Below are 17,020 nucleotides of genomic sequence, written 5' to 3' on the forward strand. Positions count from 1 at the left end.
TAAAGGGAGCTCAGCGTTGGATTAGACTAGGACCATTATCTTTCCAACCATCGGAGATTGCAAAGTACGTGGTAGTGCTTTTTGTAGCAAAATATATATCAAACAATCCCCAAAATATAAAAAAGTTTTGGAAGGGCGTAGTGCCTAACCTTTTATTTGCAGGTTTTATAGCGGGGATGATTCTTCTTGAAAAGAATCTTAGTATTGCCACAGTTACCATGGTGGTTAGTCTTATAATGTTATTTGTAGCTGGAACTAAAGTTATTCATATGGGAGGACTAATAGGAACTGTAGGAGTTTTAGGGGCTGTTTTTATTTTAACAGAGGAATATAGACTTAGAAGGCTTTTAAGTTTTACTAATCCTTGGAGTGATTCTCAAGGAGATGGATATCAATTGGTACAATCTCTCTTAGCATTAGGTTCTGGAGGACTTATTGGTGTTGGAATAGGTCAATCAAGACAAAAGTGTTTTTATATTCCTGAACCTCATAATGATTTTATATTGTCAGTTATAGGTGAAGAACTAGGTTTTATAGGCTGTGCCTTTATTATTATATTGTTTATACTGTTTCTATGGAGGGGAGTTATTGCAGCATCTAAGGCAAAGGATATGTACGGTTCCCTATTAGCTACAGGAATAACTTCTGTAGTAGTTATTCAAAGCTTAATCAATATTGCTGTTGTTACAGGCTCTATGCCAGTAACAGGTGTTCCTCTACCATTCATAAGCTATGGAGGGTCTTCCTTAGTAATTAATATGTTATTTATGGGAATACTTCTTAATATAACTCGGCAGAACAATAAAAAAACTTCATAGAAATAATAGGACTGAAGATGCTTTGTATTCTTCAGTCCTATTATTTTGGCTCTGTAGTAATAGGATTGAATTTTGAACAAATACTCCAGTATATTATTAAATAATAAAAGATAATACACATAGCCGTAATATTTAATATTTTTGTAATGAATTTGTAATATAAAAATGGTATGATATAAGGTGTATTAATTTACTTTCATATTTATATATTGTAATTTGGTGGTGGAAATGTGGCAAAGAAAACTAAACAGAGTTATGGTAATTATATAATAGATAATAAAGAAGAAATATTAAAGCGAAAGAAAAAAAAAATTAAATTAAAAAAAACCATGTTACTACTTGTAGTAATGATTTCTATTTTAATAACTTTGGCTTTAACTTTACCTACTTTTAATTTATCAGAGATTTTAGTTAGTGGGTTGGTAAATTTATCTGAAGACAGTGTTAAAACAACTACAAAGCTTCAAAAGGGTACCAATATATTCAAGATAAAAACAAAAAAAATGGAAAAAGAGCTAGAGAAAAACCCTTACATATTAGAAGCAACCATTATTAGAAAATATCCTAATAAACTATCTATTGCTATCAATGAGAGAAAGATTGCTTTCTACACAGAAATATCAGGAGGTTTCTATGTGATTGATGATAAGGGTGTGGTTTTGGAAAAGAAGGAATCTGTTGAAGGCATAGAAGCTTTGAGGATTGAAGGAATTGATGAAACATATTTAAAAATAGGTGAACAGATTAAAAATATAGATGAAGATAAAATAAAGGGTATTTGCGATATTTACAAGTTTTTAAAAGAAAATAGTTTATTTGGAAAATACAGCATAATAAAATTGGAAGTTAATGACTTTGTAGACTTAAAATTATACGTAAATAATTTACACATAAAACTCGGAACGGTTGATAAAGTGAATAGTAAAGTTGCTAGAGGTTTTAGTATAATAGAAAGTGGGGCCCTTGGAGAGATGAAGGGATATGTGGATGTAAGTTTTGAAGGTAATCCAGTTATTTATAAGGAAAAATAGTTCAAAAGATTAAATGGTAAAAGCATCATAGTTCAAGAAAGATTTTATTGGGAGGTAGGGTAAGTGAAAAGTATTATTTCCAAGCTATGTACCGGACTTATATTTTTAATGTTTGGATTTGTTATAATTACTCAGCTTAATACTATAGGAGAGCAAAGTATAGATAAAGTTGAGGGTTCACAAAGTCCAGAAATATATTTAGAAAATGAACAATTAAAAAAACAAAAGGAAGAATTAGAAAAGACTGTTGAGGAACTAGAGGTGAAAGCGGCTGAATACGAAAAGGAAGCAACGGAAGATACAAAGAATCAAAGGCTCCTTGAAGAGCTAAATAATACTAGACTTAGAGCAGGAGTAACTAATGTTGAGGGACCAGGTATTACAATATATATTGATCCTAAAACTAGTTTATTCACTCCACAAGTAGAAGATGATCCTATACAAGATTATGAGTTACTGTATATCGTTAATGAATTATATGCTGCAGGTGCTGAAGCTGTATCTATAAATGATATAAGACTTATTGGAAACAGCAGTATAAGGATAGCAGGAAATAGTATTAGAATTAATGGTGAAAGAATTTCACAACAGGAGCGTATAGTAATAAAAGCTATAGGAAATAAAACTATATTGGAAGGGACTAAAGGATGGTTTATTCCTAATAGAGTAAAAAGAATCTGTGAGGTTACATCGGAAACAAAGGATAACATTAAAATTAAAAAGGCAAGTATACCAGTAAAATATGAACACATAAAAGAAGTAAAAGAAAACTAAGAGTAGGATNNTAGAAGAAAACTAAGAGTAGGAGTGTTAAAATGATTGCATTAGTAGGACTTATAATAGGAATTATATTAGGAATAGCTTTCAACATAAATTTTCCACTTAAATTATCACCATATATATCTGTTGCAATATTTGCTTGTATAGACTCCACTTTTGGTGCTATTAGAGCTACTTTAAATAAGGATTTTAGACCAGATATATTTATATCAGGATTCTTTGGAAATGCATTTTTAGCAGCAGGAATGGTTTATCTAGGGGATAAGTTGGGTATACCTGTATATATCGCAGCAATTATAATATTTGGACAGAGGATATTTACAAACTTTGCTGTTATAAGAAGGTTATTGATGGATAGAATAAAAACACATCATTAAGGAGATAATTAAATGCGAGTTAATGAAGCTAATATATTTTTACTTATAGCTACCATTATAATTGGTATTTTAATAGCTATGAATGTAAATTTAGGAGGAGAAACTAAATTTTTAGATGTAGAGCAATATCAAAAGGCATATGATAGTAGGACAAAGTTACAAAATGAAATAAGTAATTTAGAAGACCAATATGTTGAAATTAATGATAAAATCAATAAATATGAAAGAAGTAGTATATCTGAGGATGAAGTTAGAAAAGAGATGACTGGAGAGATAAACGAGAATAAGATTTCATTAGGGTTGCTTCCAGTTGTTGGAAATGGTGTAAAAATTACTTTAAATGATGCACCGGAATTTACAATTTTAGGGGAAAATGTACTCCACGATATGCTTGTTCATGATTATGATTTAGTATGGGTTATTAATGATTTAAAAGCTGCAGGAGCGGAGGCGATAGCTATTAATGGATATAGAATAATAGGTTCAACAGCTGGACTTTGTGCTGGGCCAACTATAGAGGTAGATGGAATAAAGATAATAGCTCCGTTTTATATTACAGCTATAGGAAATGAAGATGTAATAAATAGTTTTCTTGAAAATCAACAAAATCATCTTAAGAGTTTGAAGGCAAGAGGTTGTTATGTAGATATTGAATCAGTTTATGATGAAAAGTTGCCAGCCTATAATGGAGAGTTAAAAAGTGAGTATTTAAAATTAAAATAAAAAACTAGAAAAAATTAATAATATTAAAGGTTTTTTAGATTATATCGAGAATAAAATATATGGGCATATATTTTCCATTATAAGCTAGAGTTTGTATATGAGACGGGAGGAATAAAATTGTCTATTGAAGAAAATTTTATAAAATTGAAGAATGAGTTGCCAGAAGAAGTGACATTGATTTCAGTATCAAAAACTAGATCTATAGCTGAAATACAAAATGTATATGACTTAGGGGAAAGAAATTTTGGAGAGAATAAAGTTCAAGAGTTAATGGAAAAGCAAGAAATCTTACCTAAGGATATTAGGTGGCACTTAATAGGTCATCTTCAAAGAAATAAGGTTAAATATTTAGTTGGACGAGTTTATTTAATACATTCTTTAGATAGTGTTAGACTTTTACAGGAGATTGAAAGACAATTTTCAAGTAAGGAACTTATTGCAAATGTATTAATTCAAATTAATATAGGTAGAGAAGAGTCTAAAACTGGGATTATGATGGAAGATTTAGATGAACTTATAAATGCTTGTGAACAATGTAAAAACGTCAAGGTGAAAGGTATTATGGCTACTATTCCAAAAGGAGATACTGAAAGTTGTAATTACTATTTTACTAAGACTAAAGAAGTATTTGATACCCTGAAAACTAAAAGCTATAAAAATATTACCATGGAGATTTTATCTATGGGAATGAGTGGAGATTATAAAGAAGCTTTAAAAGTAGGATCAAATATGATTCGAATTGGTGAAGGGGTTTTTGGGAAAAGAGATTATAACAAATTAAGGTAGGAGGAAGGTTTTATTATGGAATTTTTCAAAGGAATAAGTAGAATGATGGGATTTGATGAAGAAGATGATGAAGAATTATTAGAGAATAGGGAAGAAAACTATGATGCAGGGGAAGAGGAGATTGAAATTGAACCTTTCGTAAGTAAGAAGCAAAATAAAATAGTTAATATTCATACTGCATCATCCTCAAAGGTTGTAATTAGTAAGCCTTCAAATTATGATGAGGGGAAAATTATTGTAGACAATTTAAAGTCTAGAAGAATTGTTATTGTTAATTTAAATGGAGTAGAACCTAAGGAAGGTCAAAGAATACTTGATTTCCTAATAGGAGCTATTTATGCATTAGAGGGTGGACTTCAACCTGTAGAAAAGGGCGTATTTATATTAACTCCATCTAATATTGAAGTTAGTAATGAATTAAAAAATGAGCTTACAAACAAAGGAATTTTTAGTTCATTCAAATAAGTCTAGTACTCAAACTTAGTAAAGTGTTACGTGGTTAATTTTTTATATATTTGAGTGGTAGAATATAGCTTATAAAACATGAACAGTATAAAGAGGAATTATAATTAATTTAATAATATATAATGAATTAGAGGAAAGCTATGGAGAAAAAAACCTTTTTAGATATATTTAAAGATCACGATAAAAATTATATTTCAAGTATATATGAGGACATAGAGCTATGTAAAAACATAGAAATTCCTATATATACAAAGGAGTTTGTAACTCCGGATATCTATATGAATATAAAAAACAACCAAAGTAAACTTGGGGTTTTTGTTCATGGTACTGGTGTGTTTGCGGATTGTGAGAGAAAGATATTATGTTTTTCTATTAATACATATGAAACTCTGGACTATGATATTCATGTTGTTAAGATAAAAAATAAATCAAAGTTTAAAGATCTTAAGCATAAAGATTATTTAGGCTCTATGATGGCTTTGGGAGTTAAGAGAAGCTTATTTGGAGACTTAGTAGTAAAAGGAGATGTATGCTTTGTTCCAATGACAAGGTCAGTTTCTCAATATGTTCAAGATAATTTAACTACTATTGGAAGTTGTCCATGTACTATTGATAGAATAGATATAAATAGTGAAGATATCCCAAAGATTGAATTTGAAGAAAAGACTGTAATTGTTACATCCCTTAGAGTAGATAATGTGGTATCTAGTATTTGCAATATGTCTAGGGCTAAAGGCATAGATATTATAGGTAATGGTTCTGTATTATTAAATTATCTTAAATGTAATAGAAAAGATAAATTAATAGAAATGAAGGATACTATTACCATAAGGGGATTTGGAAAGTATAAAATTAATTCAATTGAAGGAGAAACTAGTAAGGGACGAATTAAATTATTAATAGGTAAATATATTTAATGCGGGGTGAAGGATATGAAGATGACAGCTATGGACATTATGAACAAAGATTTTAAAAAAGCCATGAGAGGATATAACATGGATGAGGTGGATGAATTTTTAGAACAAATTTCTGAGGATTATGAAACCGTGTATAAGGAAAATGCTATTTTAAAAGAAAAATCAGATGTTTTTCAAGATAAATTAGATCATTATGCAAAGATGGAAACTACTATTCAAAGCACTTTGTTATTAGCACAAAATGCAGCAGAACAGGCAAAGCAAAGTTCTCAATCCGAAGCTGAACTTATAATTAAAAATGCAAATGAAAGTGCTAAAAGAATTTTAGATAAAGCTCACACTGATGTTTTAAATATCAATGATGAGTTCGATAGAACAAAACAGGAATTTGCTAAGTTTAGGAGCAAGTTTAGAAACTTTATAGTTACACAAATGGAAATGTTTGAAGCTCTAGAAAAAGATTTTGATAAAAATTATAATATTTCAACTGTAATCGAAGAGAAGGTACATGAGCCAGCACTAGAAGTTGCTTCAGAAAAAGATGTAGAAAGCTTTGAATATAATACAGCTGAATTAGAGGATATAAAAAGCTTTTTTGTAGATAAGTAATACTGAAATTGTATTTACATATATTGTGTAATTTTTCGTAAATATGATTAATGTATAAACAGAGTTATTTACTCCAACTGAAGGTTACTAACAAAATTCTAAGTATCAATTTATTTCATACTTAGAATTCGTTGTCCTTTAGGGGAAATCGTTATACAGGGACGTAGTAGCTCTTTAATCTCACTTTAGGGTGAGATTTTTTTATCTGCTAAAAGCTATTGACATATCCCGAAACATGTATATTATAATAGATGTAGTTATACCCAATTAATGTGAAAAATTATACTTGGATATGTATTAACATAATTGGTTACCTAAATTTGTATTAAAGAAAAGTACCTAGAATTATTTGTACCTAGGAAGAAAAGAGGAGATTTTAGCATGAGAATAGGAATTATAGGAGCTATGGAAGAGGAAGTAAGTTCTCTAATAGCTGATATGGAAATAAAGAAAAAAGTTACAAGAGCAATGATGACATTTAATCATGGAACTATTTATGATAAGGATGTTGTAATAGTTAGAAGTGGAATAGGTAAGGTAAATGCAGCAGTTTGTACACAAATTTTAGTTGATGACTTCAATGTGGATGCAGTTATAAATGTTGGTATAGCTGGTGGTATTGGAGAAGATATTTATCCAGGAGATGTGGTTATTGCCACAGATTTAGTGGAGCATGATATGGACACAACTAAATTTGGAGATAGACCAGGTCAAGTTCCTAATATGGAAGTCTTTGACTTTAAATGTGATAAGGGATTAGTAGAAAAAGCTCAAAGTGCTTGTGAGGGTATAAAAGATATAAATATTTTTACTGGTAGAATAGTATCTGGAGATCAATTTATAGCTGATATAGAGAAGATAAGATGGTTAAAAAGTGAGTTTAATGCGCTATCTTGCGAGATGGAAGGAGCAAGTATAGCTCATGCTGCTTATCTTAATAACAAACCTTTTGTTATAATACGATCAATTTCTGACAATGCTAATAATGGAGCACATATGGATTATGAAAAATTCAAAGCAATATCAGTTAAAAATTCAAATACTATATTGCGTTCTATGTTAAAAACTTTATAAGGTGATATTATATGAAAAGAATACTTGCAGAAAAAAATAGTGGAGAAAAAATTTCAGTACAGGTTAAGAATGTAATCATAGGTGGAGATGACTTAGTGTTTATATCTGGACCATGTGCAGTAGAAAACTATGATAAAATGATAAAAATAGGAAGAGCCTTGAAGGACCAAGGAGCACATATGATGAGAGCAGGTGCCTTCAAGCCTAGAACATCTCCCTATGATTTTCAAGGTCTCGGTATAGAGGGACTAAAAATACTTAAAGAAGTGGGAAATGAATTTGGCTTGCCAGTAGTATCTGAGGTAATGGATGCTAGAGATATAGAAATTTCTCTTCCTTATGTAGATATGATACAGGTAGGTTCTAGAAATATGTATAACTATACATTTTTGAAGGAATTAGGAAAGCTTAAAGTACCTATACTTCTAAAAAGAGGAATAAGTGCTACTGTAGCTGAATGGATTTATGCAGCTGAATATATTTTAAAGGAAGGTAATAATCAAGTAGTGCTTTGTGAAAGAGGAGTAAGAACCTTTGAGACTACTACTAGAAATACTTTGGATTTAAACTCTGTGGCAGTAATTAAGGAAAATTATAGACTTCCTGTTATTGTGGACCCTAGTCATGGAACTGGAAGACGTGAGTTAGTTGAAGCTATGAGTTTAGCTGCTGTGGCAGCTGGTGCAGATGGATTAATTATAGAAAGTCATGTAAACCCTGATAATTCTGTATCAGATGCAAGGCAAACTATTAATGTAGAAAATTTAAAAAAAATTATAAACAAGTCTAATACAATTAAAAATATTTTATCCGAGTTAAGATAAGGGGGAGTGGTTTTGACTTTAGGAATAATAATAGTAGTATTAGGTCTAATAATAGATAGAGGAACAAAATGGTGGGCTATAGGTACCTTAAAGGGTTCAGAAGGATTAACTGTAATTAAGGATTTCTTTACTCTTGATTATTTAGAAAACCGTGGAGCTGCCTTTGGAATGCTTCAAAATAAACAGTGGTTATTTATTGTTATTACTATAATTGTAGTTATAGGCATGATATTCTATTTATTAAAGTATAAGCCTAAGTTCAAATTAGTATATGTATCTATTGCTATGATAATTGCAGGAGCAATAGGTAATCTTATAGATAGGATAAGTTATAATTATGTAGTGGATTTTATTATGATTCACTATAGGGATGTATATTATTTTCCAACCTTTAATGTGGCTGATATGCTAGTTTGTATAGGAACGTTTTTTCTATTAATATGTATACTGAAGGATGATATTTAATGGATTTTAAAAATTACACTATAGAAGAAGAAAATGTGGGGAAGAGACTTGACTTATTTGTAAGTGAAAATGAAGTAGATATGTCTAGATCTTTTGTTCAGGGAATTATTGAAAAACAACAAGTGAAAGTCAATGGACAGATAAAGAAAAGTAATTACAAATTAAGAATAGGGGACCAGGTTCAAGTAGAACTAGCTGAGCCAGTGGAGCTTCAAGTAGATGCTGAAGATATTCCTTTAGATATAATTTATGAGGACAGTGATGTTATAGTAATAAATAAGCCACAGGACATGGTAGTCCACCCTGCCCCAGGAAATTATACTGGAACACTTGTTAATGGTCTTCTTCATCATTGTAAGGACTTATCAGGTATAAACGGAGTTATAAGACCTGGTATTGTACACAGAATTGATAAAGATACTTCAGGGGTATTAGTAGTTGCTAAAAATGATAAATCTCATAATTCATTAGCTATGCAGCTAAAGGATCACTCCATGAAGAGAACTTACTATGCCATAGTAGAAGGTATAGTAAAGGAGGAAGAAGGTAGTGTTAGAACCAACATAGGAAGACATCCTATAGAGAGAATAAAGATGGCTGTAGTTAAGTATGGAAAAGAAGCTATTACTAATTATAAAGTGTTGGAGCGATTTAAAAGTAATACTTTGGTGGAATGTAGATTAGAAACAGGTAGAACACATCAAATTAGAGTTCATATGGCTCATTTACATCATCCACTAATTGGAGATCAAGTATATGGATATAAAAAACAGAAGTTTAAGTTGCAAGGTCAAGCACTTCATGCGAAAAATTTAGGCTTTATACATCCTACCACAGGAGAGTATATGGAATTTGATTCACAACTTCCAGAATATTTTCAGGATATATTAGATAAATTAAGAAAAGAAGTTTAAGGAGGTATTGTTATGGAACTGAAATCAGTACTTATGGACGATAAAGCAATTAAGAGAACTCTGACGAGAATTTCTCATGAAATTATAGAAAAAAACAAGGGTACAGAAAACTTAGTTATATTAGGAATAAAAAGTAGAGGAGTGCCACTAGCTAATAGAATTGCTGAACTGATCAACATGTTTGAAGGTGAAGAGGTAGAAGTAGGTAGTGTAGATATAACTAAATATAGAGACGACCTAAAAAAACCTGAAAACTTAAAGGAACATAATAGTATAGAATTAGGTGTAGACATAACTGGTAAGAGAATAATTCTAGTGGATGATGTTTTATTTACAGGAAGAAGTGTAAGAGCTGCAATTGATGCAATCATAGATAGAGGAAGACCTGAAATGATTCAGCTAGCTGTACTTGTAGATAGAGGCCATAGAGAGCTACCAATAAGAGCTGATTATGTGGGGAAAAACATACCAACTTCAAGAAAAGAGGATATATCTGTTGAACTAGTAGAAAAAGATGGAGTGGACTCTGTAAGTTTATACGAGAATAATTAGGAGAAAAAATTTATGTATAAAATAATTGTAACTACTACCTTTGGTATAGAGGCTATTACAGGCAAGGAGCTAAAGAATTTAGGATATGAAGACTTAAAAATAGAAAATGGAAAGATAACCTTTGAAGGAGATGAAATGGATGTTGCTATCTGTAATATTCATTTAAGAACTGCAGAGAGAGTTTTTCTAGAGATGTCAGAATTTGAAGCTACCTCCTTTGAAGAATTGTTTCAAGGAACTAAAAAAGTTGACTGGGGTAGCTTAATACCTATAGACGGTAAGATGCATGTTATAGGAAAATCTGTTAAATCTACCTTACATAGTGTACCTGACTGTCAAGGTATAGTAAAAAAAGCTGTAGTAGAAAAAATGAAAGAAAAATATGATACTAATTGGTTTAGTGAAGATGGACCAGTATATAAGATAGAAGTTGGAATTCTAAAGGATAAGGTAACCCTTGCAGTAGATACATCTGGAGTAGGACTTCATAAGAGGGGGTATAGGGAAAACGCAGGAATGGCTCCTTTGAAGGAAACCTTAGCAGCAGCCTTAGTTTTGATAGCCAAATTCAATGGAGATGAACTTTTAATAGACCCATTTTGTGGATCAGGAACTATACCTATAGAAGCTGCACTGATAGCTAAAAACATAGCACCAGGAGTTAATAGACACTTTGTAAGTGAAACTTGGCCTACCTTTGACAAAGAAATTTGGAATCAGGTACGTGAAGGAGCAAAAAGAAGTGTTAATAAAAAGGACTTCGTTATTCAAGGATCTGATATAGATGGAAGAGTCCTTAGAACTGCAATGGATAATGCTAAAAAAGCAGGTGTAGAGAAGTATGTTAACTTCCAAAGACTTGATATGAAGGATGTAAGAAATAGAAAAAAAGGTGGTATGATAATAACTAATCCACCTTATGGAGAGAGACTTTTAGATGAAGATGAGGTTAAGTATCTCTACAAAACTTTTTCTAATGTGTATGCAGGACTAGAGGATTGGTCTTGCTATGTACTAACATCCTATGATGACTTTCAAAAAGTATTTGGAAAAAAAGCTGATAAAAACAGGAAGCTTTATAATGGACGAATTCAGTGTTATTACTATCAATATAATCCGAAGAAATAAATTAAAGACTATCTCAAAAAAGTTTTGAGATAGTCTTTGTTTTAAACTTGCTTTAAATCAAGTTTTATAGGATCTACATAGATGGTTTTGTTTGTGGAGTAGGTTACCATACCAGGCTTTCCTTTAGCCATTTTTTTAACATTTCTAATTTCTGTGTAGTCTATAGGTACCTTTGTAGAGTTTTTACCCTTGCTATAGAAGGCGGCTAAGGTAGCAGCTTCAAGAAGGGTGGAATCAGGTACATCTCCATGGTTTTTAATGATTACATGGGAACCTGGGATATTTTTTATGTGAAGCCAAATATCATTGTTATGAGCAAACTTCAGAGTTAAATAATCATTTTCTAGATTGTTTTTACCTACATATATATCAATGCCATCACTAGATATGAAGTGGAGTGGTTTTGAAGCCTTAGTCTTTTTACTTTTCATAGACTTTTTGAAAGCAATATAGCCAGTTTCCACTAACTCACTTTTTATATCCTCTAAATCTTTATAGTTATCAGCATTTTCAATATTACTAAGTACTGATTGAAGATATTCATCCTCTTCTTCAGCTAATTCTATTTGGATATATGCATTTTCTTCTGCAGCTTTTAATTTATTATATTTTTTAAAATACTTTTGAGCATTTTCAGAAGGGGTTTTATTTATATCTAAAGGAATTTTAATATATTCTTCTTCCTCACTATAGTAATTTAATGCTTCAACCTCTTTATCACCTTTTTTAATATTATAAATATTTGCAGTTATAAGCTCTCCATATAGATTATATTTTTGCTTTTCTTCACATTCAATTAAAGTTTTCTTTAAAATGTTTAATTTTTTTTCAACTCTGTCTATGTTATTTGTAACTAGCTTTTGCATATCATGGCTTTTACTTTGAAGTCTATTTATTTTATCCTTTGCATGATAGAAGCTTTCTAGAAGACTACTAGGAGAAGAATATTCTTCACATTGCCCACCATCATCTAAAATATGCTCTAGCTTTATACAGTGGAAATCCTTTAGTTCATCATTTATGGAATAGCTATAAAGGTCATAATTATTATCTTTGGATTTAGAGAAAAAATCTATTAAGAATTCATAGATTTCCTTTAGGTTATTTTTACTTAAAGGAATATTTCTTTTATTTAGCCTAAAAGAAATCTCTTTAGCTATAGGATTACTTACTCCATCTAAAGCTCTAGTAAAGAATTTTTCATTTAGTTCTTCATCCTCATAGAGACTTAAAGTTTTTTCTTGAAATAATTCAAAGGTAGTGTTGAATATATCAGGTTTATTACTTTCAGGGGGATATACATATTCAATACCAGGATAGAGTACTCGATAGGTATTTATATCTGGTGTAATATGTTTTATGGAATCCATGATGAGTCCATCTCTTTTTCTTATCAAAGTAATGTTACTGTGTCTACCCATGATTTCAATTATCAGGGTATATATACTGTTAAAGCCTAATTCATCACTACTTTCAAAATCTAAAAGTAGGATTCTGTCATTATTTAATTGAGTCACATCTTTTAAAACTGCAGTATTTAGATATTTTCTTAAAACCATACAAAATACAGGTGCCTTAAGTGGACTTTCCTTAGAGTAATCTATAAAGTTTATTCTAGGATAAGAAGCGTTAGCATTTAGCAGTAGTCTAACAGGTTTCCTATTTATTTTAAAGCTCAGTATTATTTCATCCTTTTCAGGCTGGGTTATTTTATCTATTCTACTGCTTATTAGAGTGTTTTTTATTTCATTGGCTAGAGAGCGCAAATATAATCCATCTAGTGCCATATAAATCATCCTTTCATTTAAGCATATATTTTACAGTATATCACTATTATTTTATAAATAAAATATAAAATAAGTTAGGACAAGGATAATTTCCTTAATTGAAGATGATATAATAAAAGTAATATGGTATTTGAGGAGTATTTAAGTTAAAGGAACTGTAGTTACTTAAGAAATAATAAGAATGAATTTACATAACAATTGAATAGATAGAAAAAATTACAAAGGAAAGGTGGATATAAATGGAATTAAGAGAAAGTATTATTGACTTAAGAAGGGAATTTCATAGATGTGCAGAAGCTGGCTGGTTAGAATTTGAAACTACCATAAAAATAATGGGTTACTTAAAAAAACTTGGATATAATCTACAATATGGTAAGAAAATACATAGTAATCCAATAGGTATGCCTGATGAGGAAATGCTTACTAATCATAGGCTAGGGTGTAGTGAAGTAATAAAAAACAGTTCCTTTAATGTAGATGAAATTCTAGAAGGCTATACTGGGGTAGTAGCAACTATTGATACAGGAGTTCCGGGTCCTACTATGGCTTTTAGATTTGATATAGATGGACTTAAGGTTGAGGAAGCTAAGGAAAATCATAGACCTTTTAAAGAAGGATTTTCTTCTAAAAATCTAGGAATATGTCATTGCTGTGGTCACGATGCTCATATAGCTATAGGCCTTCAGCTCGCAAATACTATTGTAGAGATGAAAGAAAAATTAACAGGAAAAATAAAGATTATATTTCAACCGGCGGAGGAAGAGGTTAGAGGGGCTAAGTCTATGGTAGAAGCTGGAGTTTTAAAAGATGTAGATTATTTATTTTCTGGTCACATTGGCTTTATTGATAAAAATAATGCTATAGCTGTTAAAGTTAAAAATTTGCTTGCCACTAATAAAGTGGAGGTAGAGTTCTTAGGTAAATCTGCCCATGCAGGTCTTTGCCCAGAAGAGGGAAGAAATGCTCTTTTAGCAGGGGCGAGTTGTATTTTAAATCTTCATAGTCAAGTGCAATTTGGAAAAGGAGTAGGAAGACTTAATGTGGGAACTCTTCATGGAGGAACTGGAAAAAATGTTATAGCAGATAAAGCAGTTTTACAGTTGGAAACTAGAGGAGATACTAACGAAATTAATGATAGAATAATGGATATGGTTTGTCGTGTAGTTAAGGGTGCAGCAATTTCCTACAATGTGGAATATAATATAAGAGTAGTTGGTTCTGCAAGGGCATATAATAGCCACGATAATGAATTTTCTAAGATAGTAATAAAAGATCTTAGAAGTTTACCTATAGAAATTATTGAAGAATTTTCCTTTGGAGCCTCTGAGGATATAACTTATATGTTAGAAGAAGTGGAAAAGCAAGGGGGAAAGGGAATGTATTTTATAATTCCATCTTCTATTGTGGCACCACATCATAATCCTCATTTTGATTTCAATGAAGAATCACTTATAATAGGTCATGATGCTTATGTATGTATGATAAAAACCTTTTTACAAAAGGATATGATTTAATTAAACAAGCTAAGGGATGTGTAGTTTTGAAAAAAGCAATGAAAGAAATTTTGGAAAAATATTATGGATATAAAAGCTTTAGGACAGGTCAAGAGCCAGTTATAGAATCTATTTTAAAGGGAGAGGATGCATTGACTATAATGTCTACAGGTAGTGGTAAGTCTATATGTTACCAAGTGCCTGCTTTAATCCTACAGGGATTAACTATAGTAATTTCACCTTTAATTTCCCTTATGAAGGATCAAGTAGATGCACTTAAGGACATGGGGATACCTTGTAGCTATATCAATAGCTCCTTAAGCAGTAAAGATTTTAAGGACGTATTAGATGGAATAAAGGAAGAAAAATATAAAATACTTTATATAGCCCCTGAGAGGTTAGATAATATAGAATTTTATAATGTAATTTCTAGGATACCTATTAGCCAGATAGCTATAGATGAGGCCCATTGTGTATCTCAATGGGGTCATGACTTTAGAGCTAGCTATAAAAGAATTGCTGGTTTTATAGAAAGGCTTATGGTGAGACCTATAGTTACAGCCTTTACTGCTACAGCTTCTAAAGAAGTAAGACAGGACATAGTAAAACTTTTAAAGCTACAAAGTCCTAAAATATTTATTACTGGCTTTGATAGAGAAAACTTGTCTATAAATATAGTTAAATCTGAGAATAAGAAGAAATATTTTCTTAAATTTATGGAAGACAATAAAGAAAACTCTGGTATTATATATGGAGCTACTAGAAAGGAAGTAGATAATATTTATAGAGAGCTTTCTAGTAAGGGATATAATATAGCTAGATATCATGCGGGTTTATCTGACGAGGAAAGAAAAGAGAATCAAGAAGATTTTATTTATGATAGGGTTAAGATTATGGTGGCAACTAATGCCTTTGGTATGGGAATAGATAAGTCTAATATAAGATATGTGGTTCACTATAATATGCCTAAAAATATAGAAGGTTATTACCAAGAGATTGGAAGAGCTGGTAGAGATGGTGAGAAGAGTCAGTGTATATTATTATTTTCTCCAGGAGATATCCATGTTCAAAAGTATTTAATAGAGATGAGTATAGAAAATCCAGAGAGAAAAAACAATCAGTATAAAGCACTTCAGCAGATGGTGGATTTTGTTTATAGTAATGATTGTTATAGAAAATATATTTTAAATTACTTTGGAGAAAGTTATGAAGATGACTGTAAAAATTGTAGTAATTGTTTAAATCAGGGAGAGATAGTTGATAAAACTGTAGATGCTCAAAAGGTACTATCTTGTATATATAGGATGAAACGAAACTATGGTGCAACTATGCTTATAGATGTACTTAGAGGTTCAAAAAATAAAAAGGTTACACAGTTTAATTTTCAGGAGTTATCTACCTATGGAATAATGAAGGATTATTCAGGTGAAAATCTAAAAACTTTTATAAACACCTTAATTTCTCATGGATATATAAATCAAGTTGAAGGAACTTATCCTGTCCTTGCATTAAATAATAAGTCTATGGAAGTACTTAGAGGTCGGGAAGTAGTTCATTTTAAAGAATTTAAAGTGAAAGTTAATGCAGAGATAAGAAATGAACTCTTTGATATATTAAGAGAACTTAGATATAACATGGCAAAAGCTGCTGGAATTCCTCCATATATAATTTTTAGTGATGGAACTCTTAGGGAAATGAGTGTTAAGCACCCTACAAATAAGGATGAGTTTTTAGAGATATCTGGAGTAGGAGAAACTAAGTATAGTAAGTATGGAAAGGAATTTCAAGGTACTATTATAGAGTATGTTGAAGCTAACAATCTAACTGTTACGGAAAAGGATAACTCTGACAAAAGCTATGAAGAAGTTAGTGTAACTAAATCAGAAGAGGTTAGCAGTATTAAGGAGGAATCAGGGGATTTTTATATAAATACTGATAAAAAGCTATTTGAAAGGTTAGTTTTAGTGCGAAGGGAATTAAGCAGGATAGAAGGTGCTATGGAACAGAATATCATAGCAAAAAATACTCTAAAAGAGATAAGTGGAAGATATCCTAAAACCTTAGAAGAGCTAAAGGATATAGGAGGTATGGGGCCTAAGAAAATAGAAAAATATGGAGTGACTTTAATAGAAGCAGTAAATACATATATAAAAGAAGAAGGAATAACTCCTATATGGGAAGAAAAAAAGAAAAAAAGATTAGTTATAGATGGAGATGAAAGAAAGAATAAGGAAATAGCTTTAGACATGTTAAATGAAGACTTCGCAATTGAGGATA

At 30.9% G+C, this 17,020-nt stretch carries 18 protein-coding genes; 17 read left to right on the top strand and 1 reads right to left on the bottom strand.

From position 1 onward, the window contains the following. From B2671_RS03135 to B2671_RS03205, 15 genes are all read left to right on the top strand, one after another. Nucleotides 1–818: FtsW/RodA/SpoVE family cell cycle protein (locus tag B2671_RS03135; protein ID WP_346869117.1), on the top strand; the 818-nt coding region annotated here is incomplete at its 5' end. A 230-nt stretch (nucleotides 819–1,048) separates the two neighbouring features. Continuing rightward, nucleotides 1,049–1,849: a cell division protein FtsQ/DivIB gene (locus B2671_RS03140; RefSeq protein ID WP_346869118.1), complete on the top strand. Its 801-nt coding sequence runs from the start codon at nucleotides 1,049–1,051 to the stop codon at nucleotides 1,847–1,849. A gap of 63 nt (nucleotides 1,850–1,912) precedes the next feature. Next, nucleotides 1,913–2,623: a DUF881 domain-containing protein gene (locus tag B2671_RS03145; protein ID WP_346869119.1), complete on the top strand. Its 711-nt coding sequence runs from the start codon at nucleotides 1,913–1,915 to the stop codon at nucleotides 2,621–2,623. Nucleotides 2,624–2,664: 41 nt separating this feature from the next. Further along, nucleotides 2,665–3,006, top strand: coding sequence for a small basic family protein (locus B2671_RS03150; RefSeq protein ID WP_343823599.1), 342 nt, complete (start codon nucleotides 2,665–2,667; stop codon nucleotides 3,004–3,006). A gap of 12 nt (nucleotides 3,007–3,018) precedes the next feature. Next, nucleotides 3,019–3,729 carry a DUF881 domain-containing protein gene (locus B2671_RS03155; RefSeq protein WP_346869120.1) on the top strand — a complete coding sequence of 237 codons (711 nt, stop codon included), beginning with the start codon at nucleotides 3,019–3,021 and terminating at the stop codon, nucleotides 3,727–3,729. Between the two features lie 117 nt (nucleotides 3,730–3,846). Further along, nucleotides 3,847–4,515 (top strand): YggS family pyridoxal phosphate-dependent enzyme, encoded by a 669-nt coding sequence (locus B2671_RS03160; RefSeq protein WP_346869121.1) that lies wholly within the window; start codon nucleotides 3,847–3,849, stop codon nucleotides 4,513–4,515. A gap of 15 nt (nucleotides 4,516–4,530) precedes the next feature. After that, on the top strand, nucleotides 4,531–4,980 hold the full coding sequence (locus B2671_RS03165) for a cell division protein SepF (protein WP_346869122.1): 450 nt from the start codon (nucleotides 4,531–4,533) through the stop codon (nucleotides 4,978–4,980). 140 nt (nucleotides 4,981–5,120) lie between these two features. Beyond that, a complete protein-coding gene (locus B2671_RS03170) occupies nucleotides 5,121–5,897 on the top strand; it encodes a YlmH/Sll1252 family protein (RefSeq protein WP_346869123.1) in 777 nt (258 codons plus the stop codon). A 15-nt stretch (nucleotides 5,898–5,912) separates the two neighbouring features. Next, nucleotides 5,913–6,506, top strand: coding sequence for a DivIVA domain-containing protein (locus tag B2671_RS03175; RefSeq protein ID WP_346869124.1), 594 nt, complete (start codon nucleotides 5,913–5,915; stop codon nucleotides 6,504–6,506). Nucleotides 6,507–6,887: 381 nt separating this feature from the next. Next, a complete protein-coding gene (locus B2671_RS03180; protein ID WP_346869125.1) occupies nucleotides 6,888–7,580 on the top strand; it encodes a 5'-methylthioadenosine/adenosylhomocysteine nucleosidase in 693 nt (230 codons plus the stop codon). Nucleotides 7,581–7,591: 11 nt separating this feature from the next. Beyond that, complete coding sequence (gene aroF, locus B2671_RS03185; protein WP_346869126.1) at nucleotides 7,592–8,404, top strand: 3-deoxy-7-phosphoheptulonate synthase; 813 nt, start codon at nucleotides 7,592–7,594, stop codon at nucleotides 8,402–8,404. Between the two features lie 12 nt (nucleotides 8,405–8,416). Beyond that, nucleotides 8,417–8,869, top strand: a complete 453-nt coding sequence (lspA, locus tag B2671_RS03190; RefSeq protein WP_346869127.1) for a signal peptidase II — start codon at nucleotides 8,417–8,419, stop codon at nucleotides 8,867–8,869. After that, nucleotides 8,869–9,783 carry an RluA family pseudouridine synthase gene (locus B2671_RS03195; protein WP_346869128.1) on the top strand — a complete coding sequence of 305 codons (915 nt, stop codon included), beginning with the start codon at nucleotides 8,869–8,871 and terminating at the stop codon, nucleotides 9,781–9,783. Before lspA ends, B2671_RS03195 begins: the two co-directional genes overlap by 1 nt. 12 nt (nucleotides 9,784–9,795) lie before the next feature. Further along, nucleotides 9,796–10,335 carry a bifunctional pyr operon transcriptional regulator/uracil phosphoribosyltransferase PyrR gene (pyrR, locus tag B2671_RS03200; RefSeq protein ID WP_035129314.1) on the top strand — a complete coding sequence of 180 codons (540 nt, stop codon included), beginning with the start codon at nucleotides 9,796–9,798 and terminating at the stop codon, nucleotides 10,333–10,335. 12 nt (nucleotides 10,336–10,347) lie between these two features. Further along, nucleotides 10,348–11,463, top strand: a complete 1,116-nt coding sequence (locus B2671_RS03205) for a class I SAM-dependent RNA methyltransferase (protein ID WP_346869129.1) — start codon at nucleotides 10,348–10,350, stop codon at nucleotides 11,461–11,463. A 41-nt stretch (nucleotides 11,464–11,504) separates the two neighbouring features. On the opposite strand, the gene B2671_RS03210 is transcribed toward B2671_RS03205, so the two are convergent. Further along, a complete protein-coding gene (locus tag B2671_RS03210) occupies nucleotides 11,505–13,250 on the bottom strand; it encodes an Rqc2 family fibronectin-binding protein (protein ID WP_346869130.1) in 1,746 nt (581 codons plus the stop codon). 239 nt (nucleotides 13,251–13,489) lie between these two features. Here B2671_RS03210 and B2671_RS03215 point away from each other — a divergent pair, with 239 nt between their 5' ends. Both B2671_RS03215 and recQ read left to right on the top strand, forming a co-directional pair. Continuing rightward, complete coding sequence (locus tag B2671_RS03215) at nucleotides 13,490–14,764, top strand: amidohydrolase (RefSeq protein ID WP_346869131.1); 1,275 nt, start codon at nucleotides 13,490–13,492, stop codon at nucleotides 14,762–14,764. A gap of 26 nt (nucleotides 14,765–14,790) precedes the next feature. Then, nucleotides 14,791–17,020: DNA helicase RecQ (gene recQ / locus B2671_RS03220; RefSeq protein ID WP_414632608.1), on the top strand; the 2,230-nt coding region annotated here is incomplete at its 3' end.

The sequence above is a fragment of the Clostridium sp. UBA5119 genome (assembly GCF_002414285.1).
Lineage (GTDB): Bacteria > Bacillota > Clostridia > Clostridiales > Clostridiaceae > Clostridium_J > Clostridium_J sulfidigenes.

Coding starts and splice junctions, on each gene's coding strand:
- B2671_RS03150 (WP_343823599.1), top strand. CDS start 2,665: ATGATTGCATTAGTAGGACTTATAATAGGAATTATATTAGGAATAGCT.
- B2671_RS03155 (WP_346869120.1), top strand. CDS start 3,019: ATGCGAGTTAATGAAGCTAATATATTTTTACTTATAGCTACCATTATA.
- B2671_RS03165 (WP_346869122.1), top strand. CDS start 4,531: ATGGAATTTTTCAAAGGAATAAGTAGAATGATGGGATTTGATGAAGAA.
- B2671_RS03170 (WP_346869123.1), top strand. CDS start 5,121: ATGGAGAAAAAAACCTTTTTAGATATATTTAAAGATCACGATAAAAAT.
- B2671_RS03175 (WP_346869124.1), top strand. CDS start 5,913: ATGAAGATGACAGCTATGGACATTATGAACAAAGATTTTAAAAAAGCC.
- B2671_RS03180 (WP_346869125.1), top strand. CDS start 6,888: ATGAGAATAGGAATTATAGGAGCTATGGAAGAGGAAGTAAGTTCTCTA.
- aroF (WP_346869126.1), top strand. CDS start 7,592: ATGAAAAGAATACTTGCAGAAAAAAATAGTGGAGAAAAAATTTCAGTA.
- B2671_RS03195 (WP_346869128.1), top strand. CDS start 8,869: ATGGATTTTAAAAATTACACTATAGAAGAAGAAAATGTGGGGAAGAGA.
- pyrR (WP_035129314.1), top strand. CDS start 9,796: ATGGAACTGAAATCAGTACTTATGGACGATAAAGCAATTAAGAGAACT.
- B2671_RS03205 (WP_346869129.1), top strand. CDS start 10,348: ATGTATAAAATAATTGTAACTACTACCTTTGGTATAGAGGCTATTACA.
- B2671_RS03210 (WP_346869130.1), bottom strand. CDS start 13,250: ATGGCACTAGATGGATTATATTTGCGCTCTCTAGCCAATGAAATAAAA.
- B2671_RS03215 (WP_346869131.1), top strand. CDS start 13,490: ATGGAATTAAGAGAAAGTATTATTGACTTAAGAAGGGAATTTCATAGA.